An 18,725-nucleotide genomic window follows, 5' to 3' on the forward strand; every position below is an offset into this window, starting at 1 on the left:
TGGTCTGGCTGCGGGACTCTCCTTGTATGTAGGCCATAACGAAAAATGCTCCGTATCCTTCGATACGGAGCATTCTCTTAAAGGGCCGGGCAGATTGCTAGGTTTTCACACAGTCTGATAAGCGGCCTTCTCTGTTTCTAGTGACGATCACTCAGTAGCGAGTGATGTCCGCCTTGGCTTCCAACTGCTTGCGGTAAGCCGCAAAGTCCTGCTGGCCAGCACGCGAAGCGAGGAAGCGGCGGTAAGCCGATTTCTCTTCATCGGTGGCCGCAGCGCCTTCGTTGACGCCATTCAGGCGCAATACAACCAGGCTACCATCGTTGAGCGCTACGCTGCCGTAGACCGGCTTATCCTTGCCCTCTGGCTTGCTCATGCGGAACACTGCCTGCAGCTCGACTGGATCGATGTCTTCCTGGCTGCGCGAGACCGCTTCCTGAACCTTCCAACGCTGGCCTTCCTGAGTAGTGGCCAGCGGCATGCTGCCGTCACGCAGACCCGCGATCAGCTTGTCAGCCTTGGCTTTCAGGACGGCAGTCGCCTGTTCTTTGGCCAGGTGCTTGCGGATGCTGTCAGAAACCACGTCCAGACCGAGTTGCTCAGGCTTGCGGTGTTCTTTGACGCGCAGGACCACGATGGTCTCCGGATCCAGCTCAATGGCGGCGCTGTTGGCACCCTCTTCCAGCACTTCAGTGCTGTAGGCGGACTGGATCACGGCACGGTTGGCAGTGATACCCTCACCGCCTTCACGACCAAAGGCCGCCGAGGTGTGAACCTTCAGACCCAGGTCCTGGGCTGGCTGGGCCAGGTCGGAAGCTTCGAAGGCAGAGTCTTCCAACTGCTTGGTCACTTCGACAAAGCGCTGTTCGACCTGCTGGGTCTTGAGTTCGCGGGTCAGCTTGTCCTTCAGGCTGGCGAAACTCGGCACCTCAGGCGCCTGTACGCCCAGCAACTTGATCAAGTGAAAACCGTACTCGGTGCGCACCGGCGCCGAGACCTGGTCCTTGTTCAGCGCATACAGCGCCTCTTCAAAGGCCGGGTCGTAGACGCCCTGCCCGGCATAACCGAGGTCACCACCGCTGTTGGCCGAACCCGGGTCCTGGGAGAATTCCTTGGCCAGTGCGGCAAAGTCTTCACCCTTGGCCAGTCGCTGCTGGATCTCTTCGATCTTTGCCTTAGCCTGGGCCTCGTTCATCTTGTCGTTGACTTCGATGAGGATGTGCGCGGCATGACGCTGCTCGGCCAGGTTGGCGATTTCCTTCTCGTACAGCGCCTTGAGCTCGTCTTCGTTAACAGTGACCTGATCGAAGAACGCTGACTTCTTCAGCTCGATGTAGTCAATAACGACCTGATCCGGGCTCATGAACTCTTTGGCGTGCTCATCGTAGTGCACCTTGATCTGCTCGTCGGTGACCTTTACCGCAGCCGGATCGGCCTTGAAGGTCAACGAAGCGAAATCGCGGGTCTGCTTTTCCAGTCGAGCAAAGGCATTGACCTGGTCATCGGTGACAAAACCACTGCCGGCGAGGCCTGCGCGCAGTTGCCCGATGAGCATTTCCTGGGCCAGCATTTCGCGAAATTGCAGACGGCCGTAGCCCATCTGGCGAATCACCTGATCGAAACGCTCGGCGCTGAATTTGCCATCAACCTGGAATTCAGGTGTCTGCAAGATCACCTGATCGACGGCGGCCTCGGAGAAAGCGAACTTGGCGTCTTCGGCCCCCTGAAGCAACAGCTTGCGGTCGATCAGCCCTTTGAGTGCCGCTTCACGCAGCATGTTCTCGTTGAGCAGCGACGGGTCGAAATCCTTGCCCAGCTGTTGCATCAGCTGTCGACGTTGCATGTCAACGGCCTGGCTCAGCTCGTTCTGGCTGATGGTTTCACCATTGACCTTGGCAGCGTCCTGGCTGGTGGTGGTGGCCTGGAAGATGGCATCGAAGCCGGTCAGTGCCATCAAGGCTACGATGACACCGATGATGGTCTTGGCAATCCAACCTTGTGAATTGTCCCTGATATTCTGCAGCATGCGTCCCCCAGAAACGGCTGTACTGAATGAAACAACCGTGGAGCGTGGGTAGATTCCTGATAGAAGAAAGGCGCATCCGAAGATGCGCCTTCTCGTAACCGGCCAAACATCAGGTGCTTTTCAGCGTTTGCCGATGTTCAGCAACCAAGCCAGGCATGAGCCCGGCCTGGTTAGGCGTAAGCCTGAAGGAAGGTCTTAGTTGACGGCTTCTTTCAGTGCCTTGCCAGCCTTGAAGCCTGGCTTCTTGGCAGCAGGGATTTCCAGAGTCTTGCCGGTTTGCGGGTTGCGGCCGGTGCGAGCTGGGCGATCGGTGACGGAGAAGGTACCGAAACCTACCAGTACCACAGAGTCACCTGCCTTCAGGGCGCCAGTGACGGATTCGATTACTGCGTCCAGCGCGCGGCCAGCTACAGCTTTCGGGATGTCAGCAGATGCGGCGATAGCGTCAATCAGTTCCGACTTGTTCACTCTAAGTCCCCTTATATCTCTATTGAGTTTGTTTCTAAGTATGTAATGAAAAGCTAAACGAGCGCTGGGTGGCCTATAGACGCTTAACCGCCGCTTTATAACAAGGGCCTGAAAATACTGTCAAGAAAGCCCCCCAGCCAAATACGTACTAATGCGTGCTAATTCTTTCCTTGGAATCGCTGTCGCGCTTTTCATCCTTGGCGACAATCTCGGGAGCCACATCTGGCAAGGGCTCCGGGGCGTATTGCAGCGCAATTTGGAGGACTTCGTCAATCCATTTGACCGGTTTAATCTGAAGATCCTGCTTAATATTCTCAGGAATTTCTTTCAAATCCCGCACATTCTCTTCAGGAATGATCACCGTCTTGATCCCACCGCGATGCGCCGCCAGCAGTTTCTCTTTCAAACCACCGATGGCCAACACCTGTCCGCGCAGGGTAATTTCACCGGTCATGGCCACATCGGCACGTACCGGGATCTGCGTCAGAGCCGATACCAGGGCAGTGCACATGCCGATACCGGCACTCGGACCATCTTTGGGCGTTGCCCCTTCAGGCATATGGATGTGGGTATCACGCTTCTCGTGGAAGTCGGCCGGGATGCCCAGGCTTCTCGCCCGACTACGGACAACAGTCTGGGCAGCGGTGATCGACTCGACCATGACATCGCCCAGAGAGCCGGTCTTGATCAGTTGGCCCTTGCCCGGAATCACAGCGGCTTCAATGGTCAGCAACTCACCACCAACCTGGGTCCAGGCAAGGCCAGTGACCTGCCCCACCTGATCCTGCTGCTCGGCCAGACCATAACGGAACTTGCGCACCCCAAGATAGTGCTCCAATTGCTCGCCAGTGACCTTGACGGCCACCTGCTTGAGGCCCGCGTGCTCCTTGACCACCTTGCGGCAGATCTTCGCGATCTGGCGCTCCAGTCCCCGCACACCGGCTTCGCGGGTGTAGTAGCGGATGATGTCGCGAATCGCCGTGACGTCTACTTCCAGCTCGCCTTTCTTCAGACCGTTAGCCTTGATCTGCTTGGGCGTCAGGTACTTCACTGCGATGTTGATCTTCTCATCTTCGGTGTAGCCCGGCAGACGGATGACTTCCATCCGGTCCAGCAACGCTGGCGGGATATTCATCGAGTTGGAAGTGCAGAGGAACATCACATCGGAAAGATCGTAATCGACCTCCAGATAGTGATCGTTGAAGTTGTGGTTCTGCTCGGGATCGAGCACCTCAAGCAGCGCCGAGGCCGGGTCGCCACGCATGTCGCTGCCCATCTTGTCGATTTCGTCGAGCAGGAACAGCGGGTTGCGTACCCCCACCTTGGTCATTTTCTGAATCAGGCGACCCGGCATCGAACCGATGTAGGTACGCCGGTGACCGCGAATCTCGGCTTCGTCACGCACGCCGCCCAAGGCCATGCGTACGAACTTGCGGTTGGTGGCGCTGGCAATCGACTCGGCCAGGGAGGTCTTGCCCACCCCTGGAGGACCGACCAGGCACAGCACCGGGCCACGGATCTTTTTGACCCGTTTCTGCACCGCGAGGTACTCAAGGATGCGCTCCTTGACCTCTTCCAGGCCGTAATGGTCGGCGTCAAGGATCTCTTCAGCCTTGGCCAGGTCCAGGCGCACCTTGCTCTGGGCCTTCCACGGCACTTGCACCAGCCAGTCCAGGTAGGAGCGTACCACGGTGGCTTCAGCGGACATCGGCGACATCTGCTTGAGCTTGTTCAGCTCGGCCTGGGCCTTGGCGTAGGCATCTTTTGGCAGGCCAGCGGCGTCGAGGCGTTTTTTCAACTCTTCGACTTCGTTGTGACCTTCTTCGCTGTCGCCCAGCTCCTTCTGAATGGCCTTCATCTGCTCATTCAGGTAGTACTCGCGCTGGCTGCGTTCCATTTGTTTCTTGACCCGACCGCGGATGCGCTTCTCGACCTGCAACAGGTCGATTTCAGCATCCAGCAGCGCCATGACATGCTCAACACGGGTTGTCAGGTCGAGGATCTCGAGGATTTCCTGCTTTTGTTCGATCTTCAGGGCCATGTGCGCGGCCATGGTATCGACCAGGCGCCCTGGCTCGTCGATGCTATTGAGCGACGACAGGACTTCAGCCGGGACTTTCTTGCCCAACTGCACGTATTGTTCAAATTGTGACAACAAGCTACGAACGAAGACTTCAGCCTCGCGCTCGGCGGTCTGCGACTCGTCGATCAACGAAACTTCGGCGCGAATATGGCCATCGACTTCGTTGAAACGCTCGACAGCACCGCGCTGCTCACCCTCGACCAGCACCTTGACGGTGCCATCGGGCAGTTTCAGCAGTTGCAGGACAGTGGCAATGGTACCGACGCGATACAGGGCGTCTTCACCTGGATCATCATCAGCGGGGTTCTTCTGGGCCAGCAGGAGAATCTGCTTCTCGCCCGTCATTGCGGCCTCGAGGGCTTCGATGGACTTCTCGCGTCCCACGAACAGTGGGATAACCATGTGCGGATAGACGACGACATCGCGCAATGGCAAAAGAGGCAAGTCGAGGGTGGTCTTCATGATTTCGCCTCTACAGCGGCCTTGTGGCCGGAAACCGGTGGAATTTGAGCATGGGTTTAATGTGGGGGCAGCCCCGCAAAAAAACAAGCTCTACGACAGGAAAAGCAAAGGGGCCCGAAGGCCCCTTGCAGACTCGAGCCGTTTGGCGACTCAGATGTCGGGTGCAGCTTTGGCTTGCGGCTCGCTGCTCTCGTAGATCAACAGCGGCTGCGAAGAGCCATCGATGACGCTCTCGTCGATCACCACCTTGCTGACATCCTTCTGCGAAGGAATCTCGTACATGGTGTCAAGCAAGATGCCTTCGAGGATCGAACGCAGGCCACGGGCACCAGTCTTGCGCTCCAAGGCCTTGCGGGCCACGGACTTGAGCGCATCGCTGCGGAACTCCAGGTCCACGCCTTCCATCTCGAACAGCTTGGCGTATTGCTTGGTGAGGGCGTTCTTCGGCTCGGTGAGAATCTGCATCAAGGCAGCTTCGTCGAGCTCGTCGAGGGTCGCCAGCACCGGCAGGCGGCCGACGAATTCCGGGATCAGACCGAACTTGACCAGATCGTCAGGCTCGACCTCACGCAGCGATTCACCGACCTTCTTGCCTTCCTGCTTGCTGCGCACTTCGGCACCGAAGCCGATGCCGCCGCGGGTGGAACGGCTCTGGATGACCTTTTCCAGGCCCGAGAACGCACCGCCGCAGATAAACAGGATGTTACGCGTATCGACCTGCAGGAATTCCTGCTGCGGGTGCTTGCGGCCACCTTGCGGTGGTACCGAGGCAACCGTGCCTTCGATCAGCTTGAGCAACGCCTGCTGCACGCCCTCGCCCGAGACATCACGAGTGATGGACGGGTTGTCCGACTTGCGCGAGATCTTGTCGATTTCGTCGATGTAGACAATGCCCATCTGGGCCTTTTCCACGTCGTAGTCGCACTTCTGCAGCAGTTTCTGAATAATGTTCTCGACGTCTTCACCGACATAACCGGCTTCGGTCAGGGTGGTGGCGTCGGCGATAGTGAACGGTACATTCAACAGACGTGCGAGGGTTTCGGCGAGCAGGGTTTTACCCGAGCCCGTCGGACCGATCAGCAGGATGTTACTCTTGCCGAGCTCGACGTCGTCGTTCTTCTTGTCGCGTTGGTTCAGGCGCTTGTAGTGGTTGTACACCGCTACCGCCAGTACCTTTTTCGCACGCTCCTGACCAATGACATACTGGTCCAGGATGGTGCTGATTTCTTTCGGCGAAGGCAGTTTATGCGCGCTGCTTTCGGCCTGGGCTTCCTGCACCTCCTCGCGGATGATGTCATTGCACAGGTCGACGCACTCGTCGCAGATAAATACCGAGGGGCCGGCAATCAACTTGCGCACTTCATGCTGGCTTTTGCCGCAGAAGGAGCAATAGAGCAATTTGCCGTTGTCCTCGCCGTTACGGGTGTCAGTCATTCGATCGATCCAATCCGGTAGGCTTGCAACACAAGATGAAGGCAATTGCGGGCTTTTTCAAGCCCACAGGTGGCGGGAAAGCCCAACCACCTGCTTTAGCGCCTTATCAGACAGCCATTTGCCGCTTGTCATGTACCGAGTCGATCAGACCGTACTCGGCGGCACGTTGCGCACTCATGAAGTTGTCGCGCTCGGTGTCACGCTTGATGGTTTCCAGCTCCTGACCGGTGTGGTAAGCCAGCAACTCGTTCAAGCGCGACTTGATGGAGAGGATTTCCTTGGCGTGGATCTCGATATCCGTTGCCTGGCCCTGGAAACCACCCAGTGGCTGGTGAATCATCACCCGCGAGTTCGGCAGGCAGTGACGCTTGCCGTGGGCACCGGCGGCGAGCAGGAAGGCGCCCATGGAGCACGCCTGGCCGATACAGGTGGTGGAGACGTCCGGCTTGATGAACTGCATGGTGTCGTAGATCGACATACCCGCTGTCACCGAACCGCCCGGCGAGTTGATGTAGAGATGGATATCCTTGTCCGGGTTTTCCGCTTCAAGGAACAGCAATTGCGCCGCGATCAGGTTGGCCATGTAGTCCTCTACCGGGCCGACCAGGAAGATCACCCGCTCCTTCAATAGGCGCGAGTAGATGTCATAGGCACGTTCGCCACGAGCGGATTGCTCGATAACCATCGGGACCAGGCCGCCTGCGGCCTGGATGTCAGAGCTCTGCTGATAATAAGAATTGCGGGACATGTCCTGCACTCACTCCCAAATAGTCATGTCTTGAATACGCACAAGCCAGCTCGAAGGCTGGCTTGTGGTGTTTTCCTACGAGAGAAGAAAATCAGTCAGCGGCAGGAGCCTGCACTGGCTTGATCGCTTCTTCGTACGAGACCGATTTGTCGGTCACAGTCGCTTTCTGCAGAACAGTATCCACAACTTGTTCTTCCAGCACAACCGAACGAACTTCGTTCAGCTGCTGGTCGTTCTTGTAGTACCACGCTACGACCTGCTCAGGCTCCTGGTAGGCCGAGGCCATTTCCTGGATCATTTCACGAACGCGGGCTTCGTCCGGCTTCAGGTCATTCTGCTTGACCACTTCAGCAACGATCAGACCCAGCACGACGCGGCGCTTGGCTTGCTCTTCGAACAGCTCAGCCGGCAGTTGCTCAGGCTTGATGTTGCCACCGAATTGCTGAACGGCTTGAACGCGCAGGCGATTCACTTCGTTTTCCAGCAGGGCCTTTGGCACTTCGATCGGGTTGGCAGCCAGCAGGCCGTCCATTACCTGGTTCTTGACCTTGGTCTTGATGGCCTGACGCAGTTCACGCTCCATGTTCTTGCGAACTTCGGTGCGGAAACCTTCCAGGGTCGCTTCTTTGATGCCGAACTGGGCGAAGAATTCTTCGTTCAGCTCTGGCAGCTTAGGCTCGGAAACGCTGTTGACGGTAACGGTGAACTCGGCGGCTTTGCCAGCCAGGTCCAGGTTCTGGTAGTCCTCAGGGAAGGTCAGGTTCAGAACGCGCTCTTCACCCGCCTTGGCGCCTACCAGACCTTCTTCGAAGCCTGGGATCATGCGGCCGGAACCCAGCACCAACTGGGTGCCTTTGGCCGAACCACCGGCGAAGACTTCACCGTCGACCTTGCCGACGAAATCGATGTTCAGCTGGTCTTCGTTCTGGGCAGCGCGATCAGCGGCTTCGAAACGAACGTTCTGCTTGCGCAGTACTTCCAGCATGTTGTCCAAGTCGGCATCAGCCACTTCGGCGCTCAGGCGCTCGACGGCGATCGAGTCGAAACCGGCAACGGTGAACTCAGGGAACACTTCGAAAATGGCGACGTATTCCAGGTCCTTGCCTTTTTCGAACGATTTTGGCTCGACGGCAGGGGCGCCAGCCGGGTTCAGCTTCTGCTCGACCACGGCTTCGTAGAAGGAAGCCTGGACCAGGTCGCCGAAGGCTTCCTGACGGGCAGCATCTTCATAACGCTGACGGATCACGCTCATCGGCACTTTGCCAGGACGGAAGCCTGGAACCTTGGCGCGACGGGCAGTCTGTTGCAGACGCTTGTTGACTTCGGTCTCGACGCGCTCTGCCGGAACGGCGATGGTCATGCGACGCTCGAGAGCAGAAGTATTTTCAACAGAAACTTGCATGGATATTCCTCGTTGCACAGACGTTAGCCGGCGATACCCGACTCCAGAATCAAGGGCAAGCATTCTAGTGGCTCAAAGGCCAGAAGTCACCCCGTTCAAGACGACGGGAAAGTACGCCGATCCATTTCATTTACAGCCCCCGGAAAAAACCTTGCCCAGAGGTGCTCAAGACCCGCTGCCCAGGGCCTGGACGCCGCCTTCGATCAAAATGGCGAGCCCGGCTTCAAGCAGCCAGAAATACTTGTCAAAACACTACAAGACCGAGGGCCGGCCCTCAAGGCGCCGCATCGTCGATCTCGTTGAAACTGCAATACTCTTCCCATTCCATGCCCAGCGTCTCGGCCACTTGCCGGTGCACTTCAAGGCGCATGGCCTGGAGCTCCGCTTCGGAGCCTGCGATCAGTTGCAGAGTCAGCTCCCAGGGTTCAAGCCCCTGCTCCTCTGCGGCGTCCTCGAACGCCCACTCGATCTGCTGATGCTGCTCATGGGCACTGAGCCCGGCAATTTCTTCGAGTAGCTGCGGATTGTCTTCGGCGAAACGCTGCAACGCGCTGGCCTGACGTTCTTTTGAAATCATGTGGCTGTCCTCACTACCTTGCCGTTGGCCACGGCCTCAACCGGCTGAAATCTATCAGCTTTTGAGCACTTGTCACCAGTGCGCAGCATCTGGCGCCGGTCAAACAAACGAGCGCCAGACGCACGGGCGTAATAAAGAGCCGTCTACCAAGGGATGCAACGAATAATGCAACATGGAAAACTCGGACCCTTGAGGCAAACTGGAAAGTGCCATGCTATTGAACAACACCCATGACCCGCAAAAACGCCCGATGCACCAGGTGGTAGGACTTGTGCTGGTCATCCCGCTGCTCATTTCGTTCGTGAAACTGCCTTTACTCATGAGCCCGATCGCAGCGATCGCTGCCGTGCTAGGTAGCGCCTACGGGGCCCACCTTGCCAGGCAGCAGAACTCGCACAAGCTAGTGGTCTTCGCATGGACCATGGCAATACTCAACGCCCTGTCAGTGATTGCAATGAGCACCCCCTCAGCGGCGATGGGGCTGTATTTCCTGGCAAGGCACGAATGGCAGGCCATGGCGACCTGAAACAGGAGATGAAAGCCTAGAAACGAAAAAAGCCGCACAAGGCGGCTCTTTCGAGGCTTTCATGCACTTCAGCGAAGGGCGGTGAAAGCTTGGATGGTGCGGACGAAGAGACTCGAACTCTTACAGCTTGCGCCGCTGGAGTAGGATCACAGGCCATGCCTTTCCCGTTGCCGGGGGTGAGGCTACAGCAAGTTTCCTCCGAACCGTACGTGCGACTTTCACCGCATACGGCTCTCCAGTCATACACTTCGACTGAGGTGGCGCACACGGCAGACAAACTGGTGCGGAAGGTGGGACTCGAACCCACACACCTTGCGGCGCGGGTACCTAAAACCCGTGTGTCTGCCATTTCACCACTTCCGCATCAACGGCAGCAATACATCGCTAACGTTGAGTGCGCGCATCATACCAGTGCGGGATTATAATGCAAGTCTTTCAGTGACTTACCATCATAATTTCCTGCGTGAATCTGGATATGGCAGTCGTGACATACAGGAATCTGCTTCCTGTTGACGTCAGCCATGATGCGATTGAATCCCCTAACTACCACTTTTCCGCCCTTGCGCAGGTGACGAAGGTGATGCATTTGTATGCCCTCGTTTGAGCCACAGACACAGCAGTTCATCCCCAGCTTTGACTTGACGCTACGATGATATCTCTTGATCAGCGAGTCGGGGTCTCTTGGATTAACCATGAAACCATTGGTGTCCTTGGCGTAGTCACACTCCCAATATTGGGTAGTGCGAACCTTTCCATTGACGTCCCGCATAACCCTGAGACTGCGCCCCCGCATCCTGAATTGTTGCTTCATGGAAGTACGGTATTTATGCGCCAAGGTTTTCGCGAGCGAGAACCTCATCAGGTAGTCGATATACCCGAGAACTCGGATATTCATGGCCGGTCGGTAGTAGTTCCTCCACCCTCGTTTAATGGCATTGTACCGAAGTACCACCTCATCCGGGTCGAGGTGCACGTAACTCCTTTTCGAGATTGCAAAATCTTGACCGCTTTTAGTTTTGATGAACCTTTCGCTTCTCAGTGTGCGGAGCATCTCTTCGCGGTCAATCCACAGACGAATTTTGGAGTTGGCGGTACGACGTGCGTGCGAGTGCTCGCGGTCGCCCTGGATCTTTCTCCGTAGAATATCCTTGTAGGTGGCACTTCCTATCAGGAACCCAAGGAACTTCGCCCTGCCTGAGCAGTGCGTGATCTTTGTTTTCTCAACACTAAGTTCCAGCTTCAGCTCGCTCAGCAGGAATTCTCCAGCCTTTTCCCGTACATCAATCGCCAGTTCTTTGCTACCCGTGATCCCGATCATCCAGTCGTCTGCGTACCTGACATACCGAACCCTAACAAAGTCGGGGTCATATTGGCCTGATGCAGGCGTCGTTAGCAACTGGGCACCCAGCTCCTCGAATCGAGCCAAGTCCTTTCCAACTGGGTTGCCACCACACTTATTCAGAAGGTAGCTTCGCTTCCTGACTATGCTGCGATATTCCGGGTTAGGCTTGCGCTTCTCCCCCTTTGTAAGGCTCTTGCAAATATCGGTAGCCCAAACATCGAATTCATGTAGATAGATGTTGGCCAGCATGGGACTGATAATTCCCCCTTGCGGGGTTCCCTTGCTGGAAGCCTTTAGCGTGCCGCTCTCCAGATACCCAGCGTTAAGAAATTTCCGTACGAGGTTGAGGAATCTGTCGTCCGAGATCTTTCTTTTCAGCAGCGAAATGAGGCGATCATGGCAAATCTCATCAAAGAAGCTTTTTATGTCCCCCTCGATGAACCATTTAGTACCGTTCCATTGCTGGGCAATTTCTTGCAACGCAGAGTGGGTGCTTTTGGCCTCCCGGAAACCGTGACTGCTTTCGCAGAACAGCGGTTTCTTGGGGGAGTCATAGATACACTCAAGGATAAGTCGCACACTTTCCTGGACAATTTTATCTTTGACTGAGGGTATACCGAGCGGACGCATCTTCCCGTTTTTCTTAGGGATGTACACACGGACAGCAGGCTCCGGTTGATAACTTTCGTCCATCAACGCTTTGATAGTGTCAGTGATGTGCTTGACGGAGGTTCCGTCAATATTGCGACCATCCGAGCCCCTAGTCATATTGCCAGGTGCGGACTTGATCTTCTCGTAGGCGAGAATATGGAGTTCCAGCTTGAATAGCAGGCGATAAAGGTCGCGATTGACCCAATCATGCTGGGTATTCAGTTGCCGAAGTTTGTCGAGTCTGTCATAAGCTGTAGAGACCATCCGGCCCACCCATTCCATAAGTTCGACGGTATAACCTGCCTCCCTTCCATCAAGTCTCGAAAGACTGTCCGTACTATGGAGACTCCGTGATCATATCGGTTTCCCGACTTAGACCATCCCGAAGTTACGAGCGAGACGCGGTATATGTTTAGGTGCTCTGTTCGTTCCTTGAATCCCCTCACTGGGGCTGCGCGCAGAAGGAAGAATCTGTTAGCTTAGGTTCTACTATCAGATTTCTGATCGAATGGATTTCAGGCTTGATATCCATTAGGCACGGAAGGCCTCGCTAAGAACTAGAGTTCAGGCAGTATAGCTTTCACCATTCATATCCTAGCTTGCCGTGACTTCTCGGGGACAAGCCATCCCCTCACCACGGCTTTAACGACATGCTGTGTTCCCTTATGACCTTTCGATCTCCGGTAAGTCGCTGCTTTAGACCCTTTCTTCCAGGGCCAGATGCCAATGCATCCAACGTCACGAACGCCACATCGGCGCACACCTAAATCCAGTGTGTCTACCAATTTCACCACGTCCGCGTGAAGCTTTTAAAGCAAAGGCGCCAGATTTTCATCGGGCGCCTTTTGGAATATGGGGTGGACGATGGGGATCGAACCCACGACAACAGGAGTCACAATCCTGTGCTCTACCAACTGAGCTACGCCCACCATATTGCATTTACCGCTTTACTTGTGCCTAAGCTGCCTATTGGCGCACCCGGCAGGACTCGAACCTGCGACCATCCGCTTAGAAGGCGGATGCTCTATCCAGCTGAGCTACGGGCGCATATTTAATCTGCTTTCTGTTACGATTACAAATTAACTTTTAGCCGTACCGAACAAGCCACCAAATCCGCTCATTCTGCCTGACCTTGCTAACCAGTGCTAGGCTCTGCCCGACAAGTGCGACGAATGTTATAGGCGAGTGGCTAGGCCGTCAACTCTTTTTTGAAAAAAATTCATTTTATTTAAGGGCTTAGGGGAATAGCCGGACCAAGCGCCTTTGCCCTCGGCCCCCTTCATGCGAGAATGCGCGCTCTTTTTATTCCCTCTCGATGGTTAATCACGCGTCATGACTGCACACCTTATCGACGGCAAGGCGATCGCCGCCAACCTGCGCCAGCAGATCGCCCAACGTGTCGTGGAGCGTCGCCAGCAAGGCCTGCGTACTCCAGGCCTGGCGGTGATCCTGGTCGGCACCGACCCCGCTTCTCAAGTCTATGTCTCGCACAAGCGCAAGGATTGTGAAGAGGTCGGCTTTATCTCCCAGGCGTTCGACCTGCCCAGCGAGACCACCCAGCAGACCCTGACCGACCTGATCGATCGCCTCAATGATGATGCGAACATCGACGGTATCCTGCTGCAGTTGCCACTGCCGGCCCATCTGGATGCGTCGCTGCTGCTCGAGCGCATTCGCCCGGACAAGGATGTCGATGGTTTCCACCCTTATAACGTCGGCCGCCTGGCCCAGCGTATTCCACTGCTGCGTCCGTGCACGCCGAAAGGCATCATGACCTTGCTGGAAAGCACCGGTCAGAACCTGTATGGCATGAACGCTGTGGTCGTCGGTGCCTCGAACATCGTCGGCCGGCCAATGGCAATGGAGCTGCTGCTGGCCGGCTGCACCGTTACCGTTACTCACCGCTTCACCAAGGACCTGGCCGGCCACGTCGGCCGCGCCGACCTGGTAGTGGTTGCCGCCGGCAAGCCGGGCCTGGTCAAGGGTGAGTGGATCAAGGAAGGCGCGATTGTCATCGACGTCGGTATCAACCGTCAGGAAGATGGCAAGCTGGTCGGCGATGTGGTCTACGAGACCGCCCTGCCCCGCGCGGGCTGGATCACTCCGGTTCCGGGCGGCGTCGGGCCGATGACCCGCGCCTGCCTGCTGGAGAACACCTTGTATGCAGCTGAAGCGCTGCATAAATAAGGGGTGTGATCTCAACGCCCAGCGATACCAGGAAAAAGCCGCATTACGCGGCTTTTTTCGTTTTCACTCTTCCTGAGTTTGGCAATCGTAGCCCTCCCTGTACAAACGCCTGCACGCCCAAGGTCTGGCGAGCGCCGTGCAGTAGTTGAAACAGCAATCCTGGATGGCGACAGCAGAATCCGCTGACAACCTCCCTGTTTCAGCTTTACCGGCTGGGCGCCCGGCGCGCTTCAGCCGGGATTTATCGCTCAGTGCATCGACAATAAGCACACCGCCAACCCCGGATGCGTGCCTCGATGCAAACAACAAATACCGTCTTGATGATCCGCCCGGCGCGGTTCGCCTTCAACCCGGACACCGCCCTGAACAACCGTTTCCAGCAAGCCTTGCTCGACCCGGAGCAGGCACAACAGAAAGCGCTGGAAGAGTTCGATGGCTACGTCGACACCCTGCGCCAGCACGGTGTCGACGTACTGGTGGTGCAGGACACCCCGGCGCCACACACCCCCGATTCGATCTTCCCCAACAACTGGTGGAGCAGCCACGCCGACGGCAGCCTGGTGCTCTACCCGATGGAAGGCCGGAACCGCCGCCTGGAACGCAGCAAGGGCGTGCTCAAGGTCCTCGAAGAGCGCTTTGCCATCCGTCAGACCATCGATTTGAGCCCCCTGGAACAACAGAGTATGTATCTGGAAGGAACCGGCAGCATGGTCCTCGATCGCGAGCACCGGATCAGCTACGCCTGCCACTCCGGGCGCACTCACACCCAGGCCCTGCGCCTGTTCGCCGAACAGCTCGACTATCGCCTGTGTCTGTTCCACGCCGTCGACCGCCAGCAGGCGCCGATCTATCACAGCAACGTGATGATGAGCGTCGGCCGCGGGCTCTCGCTGGTGTGCCTGCAGGCACTGCCCGAGGCCGACGAGCGCCGCGCCCTGGAGCACTCCCTGCGCGACACCGGCAAGGACATCCTGGCCTTGGACTTCGACCAGCTCGAAGGCTTTGCCGGCAACATGCTCGAAGTCCACGACAAGCAAGGCCAGCCGCTGCAGGTGATGTCGCGTAGCGCCTGGCGCTCGCTCAAGCCCGAACAACGCCGGCAGGTGGAGGCGCACAGCCACCCGGTGGTGGTGAACATCGACCATATCGAGCGCATCGGCGGCGGCAGCGCCCGCTGCATGCTCGCCGAAGTCCACTTGCCCGTCCGTCACTGATTACAACAAAGGAGTTCATCATGACCCGCTATATCGACGTTACCGATCTCAGCCGCCTGGTTGCGCGCAAAGGCCTGAGCACCTGCATCAGCGAAATGGCCGAGTACATCCGCGAGGACTACCTGCGCTGGCACGACTTCGAGAAATGCGCACGCCTGGCCAACCACTCGCCCGATGGCGTGATCGAGCTGATGCCGGTGTCCGACGCCAACCTGTATGCCTTCAAGTACGTCAACGGCCACCCGAAGAACACCCAGCGTGGCATGCTCACGGTGATGGCCTTCGGCGCCCTCGGCGACGTCGATACCGGCACGCCGGTGCTGCTCAGCGAAATGACCCTGACCACCGCCATCCGCACCGCCGCCACTTCGGCCCTGGCCGCCCGCTACCTGGCGCGCCAGGACAGCCGCAGCATGGCGCTGATCGGCAACGGCTCGCAAAGCGAATTCCAGGCCCTGGCCTTCCATGCCTTGCTGGGCATCGAGGACATCCGCCTGTACGACCTGGACCCCACGGCCAGCGCCAAACTGGTGGCCAACCTCAGCGCCTTCCCAGCGCTGAAAGTGACCATCGCCGGCTCCGTCGCCGAAGCGGTGCGCGGCGCCGACATCGTCACCACGGTAACCGCCGACAAGACCTACGCCACCATCCTCAGCCCGGAGATGATCGAGCCAGGCATGCACCTCAATGCCGTCGGCGGCGACTGCCCGGGCAAGACCGAGCTGCACCGCGAGATCGTCGAGCACGCGCGGGTGATCGTCGAATACGAGCCGCAAAGCCGCATCGAAGGCGAGATCCAGCAGATGCCCGCCGACTCGCCGGCCACCGAGTTCTGGCAAGTGGTCAATGGCCAGGTGGCCGGTCGTGAGAATGCCGAGCAAGTGACCCTGTTCGACTCGGTCGGTTTCGCCCTGGAGGACTACTCGGCCCTACGCTACGTGCTGGATGTGGCCAAGGCCCTGGACATCGGCAGCGAGATCGCCCTGGTGCCCGAGCTCAAGGACCCGAAAGACCTGTTCGCCCTGCTCCGTGCGCCAGTTGAAAACCTGCAGAAAAAACGCGCCTGAACCCGACCGATTCTGCCGTGCTACGGCATGGCAGCCCGGAAACCGCTGCGATCAAAGCCTAAACAGGAGGTACTGCAGCCGATTCAGCTGCCATGCACGCGTTAACAGCAAAATCCGGCAGCCGACGCCGGCTGAAACGACACAAAAAAAACGTCGTCATCGCGCATTCTGGGCCCGACCAGAGAGTCACTAAAAGACCAGAAGCGCACCACTGCCCTACATCAACTATAAAACTCAGGGATACTCATATGACTTCGCTGCGAAAGCTCCTCAGCGTGCTGCTCCTGCCACTGTGCGCAAGTACGGTGCAGGCCAAGGAATGGACCGAGATCCGTTTCGGCGTCTACCCCGAATACCCTCCTTTTGAATCCGTTGCCGCCGATGGCAGCCTGCAAGGCTTCGACATCGAGCTGGGCAATGCCATCTGCGCCAAGCTGCAGGTCAAGTGCACCTGGGTGCACAACGAATTCGACGGCATGATCCCGGCCCTGCGGGCGCGCAAGTTCGATGCGATCATGTCATCCATGGCGGTGACCCCGGCGCGCCTGAAACAGATCGACTTCACCTCGCGGCTGTTCTTGAGCCCCACCTCGGTGATCGTGCGCAAGTCCGCCGACTTCGGCGATACCCCCGAATCGCTCAAGGGCAAGCAGGTCGGCGTGCTGCAAGGCTCGCTGCAGGAAGCCTACGCCCGCGCCAAACTGGCGCCGCTGGGGACCCAGGTCAAGGCCTACCAGGCCCAGGACCAGAACTATGCCGACCTGCTCAACGGCCGCCTCGACGCCATCCTCACCGACAAGCTCGAAGCCCAGTTGAACTTCCTCACCAAGCCCGAAGGCGCCGACTTCAAGAGCGGCCCGACGATCAAGGACCCGACCCTGCCTCTGGACATCGCCATGGGCCTGCGCAAGAACGACAGCGAGCTCAAGGCCCTGCTCGACAAAGGCATCGCCGCGGTGCACGCCGATGGCACCTTCGCCGCGATCCAGAAGAAGTACGTCGGCGACCTGGATATCTACAACGAGTAAGCCGTGCCACCGTGCTCATCTGGCCCGCAGCTGAGCACGGCTGAACCTGCCCTGCGTCCTACCGAGATTTTTCCCGTGAACGACTTCCTTCACTCCCATGGCTGGCAGGCCCTGAGCTTGCAGGGCTTCGGCCCGCTGTTGCTGCAAGGGACCTGGATGGACCCTGAAACTGGCGCTGCTGTCGCTGGCCCTGAGCCTGGCCCTGGGCCTGTTCGGCGCCAGCGCCAAGCTCTCGCGGCACAAACTGCTACGTGTGCCCGCGACCCTCTACACCACCCTGATTCGCAGCGTGCCGGACCTGGTGCTGATCCTGCTGATCTTCTACACCCTGCAACTGTGGCTCAACGACCTGACCGAACTGCTCGGCTGGGACTACTTCGAGATCGATCCGTTCAGCGCGGGGGTCATCACCCTGGGCTTCATCTACGGTGCTTATTTCACCGAGAACTTTCGCGGGGCGATTCTCAGCGTTCCGGCCGGGCAGTTGGAAGCGGCCACGGCCTATGGCCTGAGCCGCGCGCAACGCTTTCGCCTGGTGCTGTTCCCGCAACTGATGCGCTTCGCCCTACCGGGCCTGGGCAACAACTGGCTGGTGTTGCTCAAGTCCACCGCACTGGTATCGATCATCGGCCTGGCCGACCTGGTCAAGGCCGCGCAGAACGCCGGCAAGACCACCAACAACACCCTGTACTTCCTGATCATTGCCGGACTTGTCTACCTGCTGATCACCACCCTCTCCAACCGCTTGTTCAAGCACCTGGAGCGGCGCTACAACACCGGTATCAAGGGGCTGGCACAATGATCGAACTGCTTGAGCAATACGGCCAGGCCTACCTCTACAGCGATGGCGCCGGTCTGTCCGGGCTGGCCATGACCCTGTGGCTGTTCGTGGTAAACATGGTCCTGGGCTTTCTCCTGTCGTTGCCGCTGGCCTTGGCGCGGGTCTCGCGCAGCCTGTGGCTGCGCTGGCCAGTGGAGTTCTACACCTTCGTGTTTCGCGGCACGCCGCTCTACATCCAGTTGCTGATCTGCTACACCGGCCTGTACGGCCTGGAGGTGGTGCGCGATCACGCCCTGCTCGACCAGTTCTTTCGCAACGCGCTGAACTGCACCCTGCTGGCGTTCGTGCTCAACACCTGCGCCTACACCGTGGAAATTTTCGCCGGGGCCATTCGCAACATTCCCCATGGCGAGATCGAAGCGGCCCAGGCCTATGGCCTGCACGGCTGGAAACTGAACCTGTTCGTGCTCTTGCCGGCGGCCCTGCGTCGTTCGCTGCCGGCCTACAGCAACGAACTGATCCTGATGCTGCACGCCACCTCGCTGGCCTTCACCGCCACCATCGCCGACATCCTCAAGGTCGCCCGCGATGCCAACGCCGCCACCTTCCTGACCTTCCAGGCCTTCGGCACCGCGGCCCTGCTGTACATGTTGCTGTCCTTCGCGCTGGTCGGGCTGTTTCGCCTGGCCGAGCGACGCTGGATGGGTTTTCTTGTTCCTGCCCGAGGCTAAC

Annotated in this window: 14 protein-coding genes, 3 tRNA genes and 1 pseudogene; 7 read left to right on the top strand and 11 right to left on the bottom strand. The window is 58.0% G+C overall.

The window, feature by feature from the left end; translation table 11 throughout:
- Nucleotides 1-151: 151 nt before the first annotated feature.
- The 7 genes from ACRESH_RS20985 to ACRESH_RS21015 all read right to left on the bottom strand — a co-directional run bounded on the left by ACRESH_RS20985 (nucleotide 152) and on the right by ACRESH_RS21015 (nucleotide 9,197).
- A complete protein-coding gene (locus ACRESH_RS20985) occupies nucleotides 152-2,023 on the bottom strand; it encodes a SurA N-terminal domain-containing protein (protein ID WP_431743772.1) in 1,872 nt (623 codons plus the stop codon).
- Nucleotides 2,024-2,218: 195 nt separating this feature from the next.
- Nucleotides 2,219-2,491: an HU family DNA-binding protein gene (locus ACRESH_RS20990; RefSeq protein ID WP_038613039.1), complete on the bottom strand. Its 273-nt coding sequence runs from the start codon at nucleotides 2,489-2,491 to the stop codon at nucleotides 2,219-2,221.
- 148 nt (nucleotides 2,492-2,639) lie between these two features.
- Nucleotides 2,640-5,036: an endopeptidase La gene (lon, locus tag ACRESH_RS20995; protein WP_431743773.1), complete on the bottom strand. Its 2,397-nt coding sequence runs from the start codon at nucleotides 5,034-5,036 to the stop codon at nucleotides 2,640-2,642.
- Between the two features lie 150 nt (nucleotides 5,037-5,186).
- On the bottom strand, nucleotides 5,187-6,470 hold the full coding sequence (clpX, locus tag ACRESH_RS21000; protein ID WP_431743774.1) for an ATP-dependent Clp protease ATP-binding subunit ClpX: 1,284 nt from the start codon (nucleotides 6,468-6,470) through the stop codon (nucleotides 5,187-5,189).
- Nucleotides 6,471-6,576: 106 nt separating this feature from the next.
- Entirely contained in the window at nucleotides 6,577-7,218 is a 642-nt protein-coding gene (gene clpP / locus ACRESH_RS21005; RefSeq protein ID WP_431743775.1) for an ATP-dependent Clp endopeptidase proteolytic subunit ClpP, read from the bottom strand.
- Between the two features lie 91 nt (nucleotides 7,219-7,309).
- Nucleotides 7,310-8,620, bottom strand: coding sequence for a trigger factor (tig, locus tag ACRESH_RS21010; RefSeq protein ID WP_431743776.1), 1,311 nt, complete (start codon nucleotides 8,618-8,620; stop codon nucleotides 7,310-7,312).
- 274 nt (nucleotides 8,621-8,894) lie between these two features.
- Nucleotides 8,895-9,197, bottom strand: coding sequence for a DUF6388 family protein (locus ACRESH_RS21015; protein WP_431743777.1), 303 nt, complete (start codon nucleotides 9,195-9,197; stop codon nucleotides 8,895-8,897).
- 211 nt (nucleotides 9,198-9,408) lie between these two features.
- Between ACRESH_RS21015 and ACRESH_RS21020 the strand changes: the two genes are divergently transcribed.
- On the top strand, nucleotides 9,409-9,723 hold the full coding sequence (locus tag ACRESH_RS21020; RefSeq protein WP_431743778.1) for a hypothetical protein: 315 nt from the start codon (nucleotides 9,409-9,411) through the stop codon (nucleotides 9,721-9,723).
- Between the two features lie 279 nt (nucleotides 9,724-10,002).
- Here the strand turns inward: ACRESH_RS21020 and ACRESH_RS21025 are convergent.
- From ACRESH_RS21025 to ACRESH_RS21040, 4 genes are all read right to left on the bottom strand, one after another.
- Nucleotides 10,003-10,086: transfer RNA gene (locus ACRESH_RS21025), tRNA-Leu, on the bottom strand.
- Between the two features lie 40 nt (nucleotides 10,087-10,126).
- The gene (locus tag ACRESH_RS21030; RefSeq protein WP_431743779.1) at nucleotides 10,127-11,998 is read right to left on the bottom strand and encodes a reverse transcriptase domain-containing protein; all 1,872 of its coding nucleotides are present in this window, start codon (nucleotides 11,996-11,998) and stop codon (nucleotides 10,127-10,129) included.
- A 571-nt stretch (nucleotides 11,999-12,569) separates the two neighbouring features.
- Nucleotides 12,570-12,645, bottom strand: a tRNA-His gene (locus ACRESH_RS21035).
- Between the two features lie 41 nt (nucleotides 12,646-12,686).
- Nucleotides 12,687-12,763 (bottom strand) — tRNA-Arg (locus tag ACRESH_RS21040).
- Between the two features lie 285 nt (nucleotides 12,764-13,048).
- Between ACRESH_RS21040 and folD the strand changes: the two genes are divergently transcribed.
- The 6 genes and pseudogenes from folD (at nucleotide 13,049) to ACRESH_RS21070 (ending at nucleotide 18,724) form a co-directional block, all read left to right on the top strand.
- Nucleotides 13,049-13,903, top strand: coding sequence for a bifunctional methylenetetrahydrofolate dehydrogenase/methenyltetrahydrofolate cyclohydrolase FolD (gene folD / locus ACRESH_RS21045; protein ID WP_431743780.1), 855 nt, complete (start codon nucleotides 13,049-13,051; stop codon nucleotides 13,901-13,903).
- A gap of 296 nt (nucleotides 13,904-14,199) precedes the next feature.
- Nucleotides 14,200-15,117, top strand: a complete 918-nt coding sequence (gene ctlX, locus ACRESH_RS21050; protein WP_431743781.1) for a citrulline utilization hydrolase CtlX — start codon at nucleotides 14,200-14,202, stop codon at nucleotides 15,115-15,117.
- A gap of 20 nt (nucleotides 15,118-15,137) precedes the next feature.
- Entirely contained in the window at nucleotides 15,138-16,184 is a 1,047-nt protein-coding gene (locus ACRESH_RS21055; protein WP_431743782.1) for an ornithine cyclodeaminase, read from the top strand.
- A gap of 248 nt (nucleotides 16,185-16,432) precedes the next feature.
- Nucleotides 16,433-17,212, top strand: a complete 780-nt coding sequence (locus ACRESH_RS21060) for an ABC transporter substrate-binding protein (RefSeq protein WP_431743783.1) — start codon at nucleotides 16,433-16,435, stop codon at nucleotides 17,210-17,212.
- A gap of 75 nt (nucleotides 17,213-17,287) precedes the next feature.
- Nucleotides 17,288-18,014: pseudogene (locus tag ACRESH_RS21065) on the top strand (ABC transporter permease).
- A complete protein-coding gene (locus ACRESH_RS21070) occupies nucleotides 18,011-18,724 on the top strand; it encodes an ABC transporter permease (RefSeq protein WP_431743784.1) in 714 nt (237 codons plus the stop codon). The pseudogene ACRESH_RS21065 and the gene ACRESH_RS21070 overlap by 4 nt, the downstream one beginning before the upstream one ends.
- Nucleotide 18,725 lies beyond the last annotated feature (1 nt).

Origin of the sequence: Pseudomonas sp. (assembly GCF_050739775.1) — a bacterium.
In the GTDB taxonomy this organism is placed as follows: Bacteria; Pseudomonadota; Gammaproteobacteria; order Pseudomonadales; family Pseudomonadaceae; genus Aquipseudomonas.

Bases quoted from the DNA above. Each gene is read 5' to 3' on its own strand.
- ACRESH_RS20985 (WP_431743772.1), bottom strand. From the start codon at position 2,023: ATGCTGCAGAATATCAGGGACAATTCACAAGGTTGGATTGCCAAGACC.
- lon (WP_431743773.1), bottom strand. From the start codon at position 5,036: ATGAAGACCACCCTCGACTTGCCTCTTTTGCCATTGCGCGATGTCGTC.
- clpX (WP_431743774.1), bottom strand. From the start codon at position 6,470: ATGACTGACACCCGTAACGGCGAGGACAACGGCAAATTGCTCTATTGC.
- clpP (WP_431743775.1), bottom strand. From the start codon at position 7,218: ATGTCCCGCAATTCTTATTATCAGCAGAGCTCTGACATCCAGGCCGCA.
- tig (WP_431743776.1), bottom strand. From the start codon at position 8,620: ATGCAAGTTTCTGTTGAAAATACTTCTGCTCTCGAGCGTCGCATGACC.
- ACRESH_RS21015 (WP_431743777.1), bottom strand. From the start codon at position 9,197: ATGATTTCAAAAGAACGTCAGGCCAGCGCGTTGCAGCGTTTCGCCGAA.
- ACRESH_RS21020 (WP_431743778.1), top strand. From the start codon at position 9,409: ATGCTATTGAACAACACCCATGACCCGCAAAAACGCCCGATGCACCAG.
- ACRESH_RS21030 (WP_431743779.1), bottom strand. From the start codon at position 11,998: ATGGAATGGGTGGGCCGGATGGTCTCTACAGCTTATGACAGACTCGAC.
- folD (WP_431743780.1), top strand. From the start codon at position 13,049: ATGACTGCACACCTTATCGACGGCAAGGCGATCGCCGCCAACCTGCGC.
- ctlX (WP_431743781.1), top strand. From the start codon at position 14,200: ATGCAAACAACAAATACCGTCTTGATGATCCGCCCGGCGCGGTTCGCC.
- ACRESH_RS21055 (WP_431743782.1), top strand. From the start codon at position 15,138: ATGACCCGCTATATCGACGTTACCGATCTCAGCCGCCTGGTTGCGCGC.
- ACRESH_RS21060 (WP_431743783.1), top strand. From the start codon at position 16,433: ATGACTTCGCTGCGAAAGCTCCTCAGCGTGCTGCTCCTGCCACTGTGC.
- ACRESH_RS21070 (WP_431743784.1), top strand. From the start codon at position 18,011: ATGATCGAACTGCTTGAGCAATACGGCCAGGCCTACCTCTACAGCGAT.